The following is a 6734-nucleotide window of genomic DNA, read 5'->3' as shown; positions in this document are numbered from 1 at the left end:
GGCCGGTCTAGCGTCTGATTAAATCAGAAGCTAAGCTTGAGATTGTCGTTGGGACGCTCTTCACGCGAACCCGCGTCCAGCCTCGGGTCAGGCTTGAAGATATGCTCCGCTCGAAAACGCTATAGCGGCGTATATTCCCGACATTTCCGGTAAGCTCCAAAACCGTCCAGGCGCAAATCCCTCAAGCTCAAATCCCTCAGGTCTCTCAAGCTCAAGTCTTCGGCTCCGCGCATCTCGCCGCGAGCCTGTAGCCCTCGGGGGGACAGATACCAGCGAGGAAATCGATGGTCGGTCAGCGCCACGTGAACCCTTGCTAAAGCGTTTTCAAGCGAAGTGGAATTCGGTTCGCGTGAAGTAAACGTTCCAGATCAAAATCATATCGCCCGCTTATGATTCTATCAGAAGCGGAAAGGCTCTAAGGCCGACAGCACCTGTTCGGGGGGATGAGCGGACGGGACCGCTGCCGTATGGTCGGGATCGGGACGGGGTTGCGGGAGCGGGCTCTTGCGCATCAGGCTGACGCCGGTCGGCATTCTGACGATGGCAACGATGATCGGGCTTGTCCTGGTCGCCGTGGCCGTGGTGCTGGCCGTCCGGCAGCCGTGGCTTGGCCTGAACCTCTCCAATCATCCGGATCGCGACCTGGTGTGGATCGATTCCGTCGATGCCGGCAGCCCTGCCGCGGCTGTCCCGGCCGCAGCTACCCTGGTGGCGCTGATCGGCCCTGGCGGAGAGCGGATCAAGCCGGCTCCCGGCGACCTGATCGAAGACCCCGACGGCCTCGCCACCTATGCGCAGGTGCGGGATTTCCTGGCGCGCCAGAGCCGGCTTGCCGCCATCATGGCGCAGGAGACGATCGGCATCGAGAGCCGGGGGGAGGATGCCGAACCTAAGGTCACGAACGTCCGGCTCTGGCGGCAACGCCCGGTGGCCGACCTTCCGCTCGTGTTCTGGGTCCAGGCCCTCACCGGTCTTTTCGGCTTTCTGATCAGCGTTTGGGTCTGGAGCCTCAAGCCTGGGGAGACCGGACCGCGGCTGTTCGCGCTCGCGGGCGCGGGGCTGATGATTTCCGCCATGCCCGCCGCAGTCTATAGCACGCGCGAGCTGGCGCTCGACGGCGGGCTCTTCCGCGTTCTCTCCGGCATCAATCACGCGGGCGCGCTCCTTTTCGGCGCGGCGATGATCGGGCTGTTTCTCTCCTATCCGCGCCGGCTGGTGCGGCCCCGCTGGCTGGCCGTGCCGGCGCTCGTGCTCGGCGTATGCCTTGTCGTCGGCCTGCTGGAGCTTTCGCCGGGGCCCCCGATCGGACTTCACCTGCCCGTGACCCTGGCGATGCTGACGATCCTCGCCTGTGCGGGGCTGCAGTACCGGCGCACGCGTGGCGACCCGTCCGCGCGCGCTGCGCTGGGCTGGTTCTCTCTTGCGGTGACGATCGGCGCAGGCGCCTTCGTGACCACCATCATCGCGCCGCACATGATCGGGGTGGCGCCGGTCATTTCGCAAGGCTACGCCTTTCCGCTGTTCCTCATCATCCATGCCGGTCTCGCGCTCGGCGTGGCGCGCTATCGCCTGTTCGAACTGGATGACTGGGCGTTCAGCATCCTGTTCTATCTCGGCGGCACGGTGCTGCTGCTCGTGCTCGACGCGGCGCTGATCTATGTGGTGGCGTTGGAGCGCTTGCCTGCCTTCAGCCTCTCTCTTCTGACCGTCGCCTTCCTCTACCTCCCTTTGCGCAGCGCGCTCGCGAGCTGGCTGCTCGGCCGCAGGCCGGTCATCCGCGAGAACATGTTCCGGCAGGTGGTCGACGTCGCGCTCGCGCCGCCCGGCGTCGATCAAACCGGACTGTGGCGGCAGCTTGTGCAGGACGTGTTCGATCCGCTGCGGATCGAGCCGTCGCCCGACGTCGGAACCGCCACCCTGAGCGAGGACGGTCTCGCACTTCTCGTTCCCGGCATCGGTACGCTGCCCGCGCTCCGGCTCGAACACGCCGGCCGTGGCCGCAGGCTGTTCTCGGCGCGGGATGCGAGCCTTGCCGCGGAGCTGCACGCCATGCTGCGCCATGCGGTGGAAAGCCGGGAGTCCTATGAGAAGGGCGCGGCGCAGGAGCGCGAGCGCATCGCCCTCGACATCCACGATAACATCGGCGTGCAGCTTCTCGGCGCGCTCCACAGCCGTGCCCCCGACCGCAAGGATGCGATGATCCGCGAAACCCTGTCCGACCTGCGCGACATCATCAATAACGCCTCCCGCCCTGGCCTGTCGTTCGACGAGACGCTCGCTGATCTTCGGGTGGAGATTGCCGAGCACCTGTCCTCCGCCGGCATCGACCTTGACTGGAGCACGCAGACGCAGGGCGCGTCCGTCCTGCCGCCGCAGGCCGTGCACGCGCTGCGCTCGGTGATCCGCGAGGCCTCGGGCAACGTCATCAAGCACGCCAGCGCCTCCGGCCTGCGCATCCACATCGCGCACTGCGTGGGCGGCATCGCCATGGTGATCGAGGACGACGGCTGCGGCTTCGATCCCTGCGGCGCGACCGTCGGCAACGGCCTGACCAACATGCGCACCCGCATGGTCGGGCTTGGCGGCACGTTCGAGATTGTGCCGGGCGCAGCCGGCACCCGGATCACGGTGCAATTTCCCCTCTCCATCGCAAAGGCTTCGCCATGAACCGCGTTCTGATCGTGGAAGATGTCGCCGAAACCCGCAGCTGGCTGGCCGAGATCGTGCGCGGCGCCTTTCCCGGCTCCAGCATCACCGAGGCCTCCAGCATGCGCGCGGGGCTTGCCGCGGCGACGGAAGACCGCTTCGACCTCGCGCTGATCGACCTTGGTCTGCCGGACGGCTCCGGCCTCGACGTGCTGCGTCGCCTGCGGGCCGAGCGGGCGGATACGCTGTGCGTGGTCACCACCGTCATGGGCGACGATGCCCATATCGTCGCGGCGCTGTCGGCGGGCGCGCACGGCTATCTCCTGAAGGAGCAGCGGCCCGAGGTCATCGTCCGGCAGTTGACCCAGCTCACGCAGGGCATCCCGGCGCTGTCGCCGTCGATCGCCCGCCGCATCATGGAGCATTTCCGTCTGACCGGTCCCTCCGCGCCCGACGCCGATCTGACCGCGCGGGAAAAGGAGGTGCTGGCGCTGATCGGCCGCGGCATGCGCAACGTCGAGGCCGCCAAAGCCCTCGATCTCGCCGAGAGCACGGTCGCGAGCTACATCAAGTCGATCTACCGCAAGCTTGACATCTCCTCGCGCGCGGAGGCCTCGTGGCACGCCACGCGGCTCGGCCTGACCAGTCAGCCGGGCTCCAAACCGGGCAAATAGGCCGCGCCGCCGCCTTTGACCACGAGTCGCCGGCCGAAGCGCGCCGCCAGTTCCTCGCGGTGGGTGATGACGATCAGCGTGCGGCCCTGCATGACCGCGCGGATGTTGGCGATCACCTCGGTCTCGGTCTGCGGATCGAGCGAGGAGGTGGCCTCGTCGAGGATCAGCACGTCGGGACGCCGGATCAGGGCGCGGGCAATCCCCAGGCGCTGGCGCTGGCCCGCGGAGAGCGGCTCGCCGTCGGCGGACAGAAGCGTGTCGTGCCTGCGGGGCAGTCCGTCCACCACCTCCCCGAGGCCGGCGATCCGCAGCGCTTCCATGATCTCCGGGAGAGCGAAGGAGCCGTCCCACAGGGTGACGTTGTCGGCGATGCTGGCGCTGAAGATCTCGGTCTCGTGTGGCAGCATGAGAACGCGCCGGCGGTATGGGGTCAGGCCGATGCCAGTGGCGGCGTCGGCCGCGCCGGCGAGCACCGCGCCCTCGCTCGGCTGCATGAATCTTGCTATGATGTGCGCGAGCGTGGTCTTGCCGTCGCCGGACCGGCCGGTGACGGCAATGTGCGATCCCGAATCGAGCGCGAGATCGACGGCACGCAGCACGGGAGCGGCGTCCGCCGCATAGCGGTGGCCGACGCCTGCGAGCGAGAGCCCGGCACCGAGGCGCCAGTCCCGCCCCGTGTCCGCGTCCAGGTCCTCAAGCTCCGCGGCGCGCAATTCGGAGATGCGCGTGATTGCGGCCATGGTGCGCTGCGCCGCCTCCCAGTGCGAGCACATGTTGCCGACCGGACCGGACAGCGACGCCGAGACCGTGAGGAACAGCACCAGCTCGCCGGTGCTCAGTTCGCCCCGGCTCACCATCCAGACTCCCACGACCACCACGATCCCGGGAGCGAAGGTCAGCCACCCGCGGCCCATGGCCTCCGCGTCGGCGGTGCGCTGGCGCATCGCCGCGAGGCTTGTGTTCTCCGCTTCCAGCTTGTCCGCGAAGCGGTCCGCGACCGCGCGATGGGCGTTCATCGACTTGATCGTCAGGAGCGAGGCGAAGGCCTCGACGATCACGGTGAAGGCGCGATCGCGGTCGAGGATCCAGGTCGCAAAGGCGGTGCGGCTGCGCCGCGCCAGCACCACCGCCGTCACGAACGCGAGCCCCGTTGCGCCGAGCGACATCACGGCGAGCAGCGGGTTGACCACCAGCAGCAGCACGGCATAACTCGTCGCCAGGATCGCACCCGTGATGAACTCCGGCATGGTGCCGGCGATGAAGCCGAGCGTCTCATCGAGGTCGTCGAATGAGCGCATCATGGTGGCGCGGCTGTTGTCCTGAAGCTGGCGCAGCGGCAGCCGCAGGCCCGTGACCAGCAGCTTCGGGGCGATGCGCGCGCGCAGCCGGACCTGGGCTGCGATGGTGAAGCGATGTCGCAGCCAGGTCAGGCCCGCGTCGAGCAGCGCGAGCGCCGCGAAGGCGGCGAGCACGCCGAGCGCGAGCAGGCCCATCGTGCCAGCCCCGGCCTCCGCCCGGTCGATCAGTTGCGCAATGAGGATCGGCGGCAACACCGCGAGCAGGCCGAGCGCGAGCGAGGCGGCGATCGCGGGCGCGAACCGGCCGGCCTCGGCCCGGCAGGCTTCGCGGCACAGTTCCCAGAACGCCTTGAACCCGCTTCCCAGGCGGCCTTCAACCAGGGCGTCCCAGGCGTTCATGGAATCAGGACTGCAGGAGGTCGGCCATGGCGGACGCCATCGGCGCGCCGGTGGTCAGCTCGATCCAGTACCACTGGCCGTTGGGATTGAGTTCGAGGAACACGGTCTCGCCCTCGGGCGTCACGATCAGGTCGAAGGCGCCAAAGCGCAGGCCAAAGCGCCGCATCATCGCCTTGAGCGCGGCCTCGACCTTGTTGTCCAGCGTCACCATGCTGTGGGCGATTCGGTCCGGCGACACCATCCGCCAGTCGATTCTGGCCGCTTCGTCGGCCTGGGAATCCAGCCGGCAGGCGAACACCTCATCGCCGATGACGGTGACGCGTAGCTCGTAGTCCTTCTCGATGTATTCCTGGAGCAGCGTGGGGCACAGCGCGATGCGGTCGGCGTGGGCGTCGAATTCATCCTTGCCGACACGACGCGAGAAGATGAAATAGGATCCGTTCGGGGTCGAGTAGCCCGCTTCTTTCATCGCCTTGCACAGAACGCCGCCCTGGGTCTGAGCCGCAAAGCGCCGGGCCTCTCCGGGGTCGTTGGTGATCAGGGTGCGCGGTACCCGGAAGCCAAGCTCGCTCGCCAGGCAGAGCTGGGGAAACTTGCGCTGCGAAACTCGATTGTTCTCAGGGTTATTGTACCAGGGCCGGTCGTGGAAGCAACTCAACGAGTTGAGAAGCTCCAGCGTTTCGCTCTGGATCATATCCGCGGTGCCGCGCTGCTTCACGCCCGGCGGATTATTCGATTCGACCGGCTTGCGGTGCCAGATCGCATGGACATCGTGTGGAAAGCGGACCGAGCGGCCCCAGATGTCCTCGAAAGTCACGCTGCGGTCGCCGGATCGCAGCATGGTTCTGTACTCGGTGTGGAAATCGTCGGTGTTCAGGCGGAAGAACGGCTGCCCGCGCGCCTTCAATTCGCTGATGACGGCATCCGCGTGGGTGTCGAGCTTCGCCGTGACGATGAGGACGGGTCTGGTTTTGCTCATGGAGCGATGCCGGAGAGGCCACCGCGCCGGCCAGCGGCGCGGTGGCTGGACAGCCTAGTCGTCCCGCCGATGGGTCGTGTCGCTGGAGGTCGCGCCGCCGGCCGTGCGGTGAGTGCTGTAGGTGCTACTGATCTGGGCGTGGAGCGGAGCAATCCAGGTCTGGCTCATCGGATCGTAGTACCCCTCCGACTCAGCGTCCGCCACGTCCATGTCCACGGGACGGGCGTTCAGCATCACGAACGCCAGATTCTGGCTGGAGGGTTCGCTACCGGTCTGCTGTCTCATTCGATCTTCTCCTGTGAAAGTTTCCTTGCGAACGCACGACAAGCTCTTCCGCGGCAGCGACCCGGTTGGTTGCCCCCAACCCGCTTGGCCGAAGCAGAGGGGCACGTTTTGCCATGAATGAATGCGCGTGCCACCCCCCGATCAGGGGTATGGAAGGCGGTCGGGGAGATTGGAGAAAAAACGTAGATGGTATGACATATCAATGAGACATGGCGGAGAGGGAGGGATTCGAACCCCCGATAGGCTTGCACCTATGCCGCATTTCGAGTGCGGTGCATTCGACCACTCTGCCACCTCTCCAAGGGGCCGTCGGGCGGGTGGGGCCCATTTATAGCGTTTTCGAGCGAAGTGGAAACCGGTTCGCGTGAAGAAAACGCGTCAAAACAATAAACTAGAGCTTTGCTTCTGATTCAATCAGAAGCAAAGCTCTAGCGCGTTTCAGGCGAAGCGGAA

General features: G+C 66.5%; 5 protein-coding genes and 1 tRNA gene. 2 read left to right on the top strand and 4 right to left on the bottom strand.

The genetic code is table 11. The annotated features are described in order from the left end of the window. Positions 1 to 504: 504 nt before the first annotated feature. Positions 505 to 2667: a sensor histidine kinase gene (locus NWI01_RS03985; RefSeq protein ID WP_141382643.1), complete on the top strand. Its 2163-nt coding sequence runs from the start codon at positions 505 to 507 to the stop codon at positions 2665 to 2667. Further along, positions 2664 to 3320 (top strand): response regulator, encoded by a 657-nt coding sequence (locus NWI01_RS03980; RefSeq protein WP_141382642.1) that lies wholly within the window; start codon positions 2664 to 2666, stop codon positions 3318 to 3320. Before NWI01_RS03985 ends, NWI01_RS03980 begins: the two co-directional genes overlap by 4 nt. On the opposite strand, the gene NWI01_RS03975 is transcribed toward NWI01_RS03980, so the two are convergent. The 4 genes from NWI01_RS03975 to NWI01_RS03960 form a co-directional block, all read right to left on the bottom strand. Next, positions 3293 to 5017 carry an ATP-binding cassette domain-containing protein gene (locus NWI01_RS03975; RefSeq protein WP_141382641.1) on the bottom strand — a complete coding sequence of 575 codons (1725 nt, stop codon included), beginning with the start codon at positions 5015 to 5017 and terminating at the stop codon, positions 3293 to 3295. The two genes, NWI01_RS03980 and NWI01_RS03975, sit on opposite strands and share 28 nt — an antisense overlap. 4 nt (positions 5018 to 5021) lie before the next feature. Then, positions 5022 to 5996 (bottom strand): MvdC/MvdD family ATP grasp protein, encoded by a 975-nt coding sequence (locus NWI01_RS03970; protein WP_141382640.1) that lies wholly within the window; start codon positions 5994 to 5996, stop codon positions 5022 to 5024. A 54-nt stretch (positions 5997 to 6050) separates the two neighbouring features. Further along, positions 6051 to 6281 (bottom strand): hypothetical protein, encoded by a 231-nt coding sequence (locus tag NWI01_RS03965; RefSeq protein WP_141382639.1) that lies wholly within the window; start codon positions 6279 to 6281, stop codon positions 6051 to 6053. A gap of 210 nt (positions 6282 to 6491) precedes the next feature. Beyond that, positions 6492 to 6581: transfer RNA gene (locus tag NWI01_RS03960), tRNA-Ser, on the bottom strand. Between the last annotated feature and the right edge of the window lie 153 nt (positions 6582 to 6734).

The organism is Nitrobacter winogradskyi, assembly GCF_006539545.1.
GTDB classification, from domain to species: domain Bacteria; phylum Pseudomonadota; class Alphaproteobacteria; order Rhizobiales; family Xanthobacteraceae; genus Nitrobacter; species Nitrobacter winogradskyi_A.
Note: the sequence above shows the minus strand (reverse complement) of the source record. Positions and strands in the feature narration are given on the sequence as shown.